Below are 1,290 nucleotides of genomic sequence, written 5' to 3'. Positions count from 1 at the left end.
CCGTCGAGGAAGCCAAGACCGCCGAGACCGAGCTGGAAGTCGTCGAAGGCATGCAGTTCGACCGCGGCTATCTCTCGCCCTACTTCGTCACCAACGCCGACAAGATGGTCGCCGATCTGGAAGACGCCTACATCCTGCTGCACGAGAAGAAGCTCTCCAACCTGCAGGCAATGCTGCCGGTCCTGGAAGCTGTCGTTCAGACCTCGAAGCCCCTGCTCATCATCTCGGAAGACGTCGAGGGCGAGGCTCTGGCCACACTGGTGGTCAACAAGCTGCGCGGCGGGCTGAAGATCGCCGCCGTCAAGGCTCCGGGCTTCGGTGACCGCCGCAAGGCCATGCTGGAAGACATCGCCATCCTGACCGGTGGCCAGGTCATCTCGGAAGACCTCGGCATCAAGCTCGAGAATGTCGGCCTCAACATGCTCGGCCGCGCCAAGAAGGTGTCGATCTCCAAGGAGAACACCACCATCGTCGACGGCGCCGGCAAGAAGGCAGAGATCCAGGGCCGCGTCGCCCAGATCAAGCAGCAGATCGAGGAGACCACCTCGGACTACGACAAGGAGAAGCTGCAGGAACGTCTGGCGAAGCTCGCCGGCGGCGTTGCCGTGATCCGCGTCGGCGGTGCGACCGAAGTGGAAGTGAAGGAAAAGAAGGACCGCGTTGACGACGCGCTCAACGCGACCCGCGCGGCCGTGGAAGAAGGCATCGTCGCCGGCGGCGGCGTGGCCCTGCTGCGCGCCTCGGCCAACGTCAAGGCCACCGGCGTTAACTCCGACCAGGCCGCCGGCATCAACATCGTGCGCCGCGCGCTGCAGGCTCCGGCCCGTCAGATCGCGTCGAACGCCGGTGCGGAAGCTTCGATCGTTGCTGGCAAGATCCTCGAGAACAAGGGCGCGACCTTCGGCTTCAACGCCCAGACCGGCGACTATGGCGACATGATCGCCATGGGCATCGTCGACCCGGTCAAGGTCGTGCGCACGGCTCTCCAGGACGCGGCCTCGGTCGCCGGCCTGCTCGTCACCACCGAAGCCATGATCGCCGAAGCACCGAAGAAGGAAGCTGCCGGCGGTATGCCGGGCGGCATGCCCGGCGGCGGCATGGGTGGCATGGGCGGCATGGACTTCTAAGAAGTCCATAAAGCACGCCCATCAACCAACATTGCTCAAGCCCGCAAGCGGGCTTGAGTGGCGGCATGGACTTCTAAGAAGTCCATAAAGCACGCCCATCAACCAACATTGCTCAAGCCCGCAAGCGGGCTTGAGTGGCGGCATGGACTTCTAAGAAGTCCAT

General features: G+C 63.9%; 1 protein-coding gene. It reads left to right on the top strand.

Going from position 1 to position 1,290, the window contains the following annotated elements; genetic code table 11:
- On the top strand, positions 1 to 1,127 hold a 1,127-nt coding region (gene groEL / locus EOA28_RS36085), incomplete at its 5' end, for a chaperonin GroEL (RefSeq protein WP_128315858.1).
- Positions 1,128 to 1,290 lie beyond the last annotated feature (163 nt).

It is taken from the genome of Mesorhizobium sp. M2A.F.Ca.ET.067.02.1.1, assembly GCF_004023285.1.
Classification (GTDB): Bacteria; Pseudomonadota; Alphaproteobacteria; order Rhizobiales; family Rhizobiaceae; genus Mesorhizobium.
This window is presented reverse-complemented; position numbering and strand designations above follow the sequence as displayed.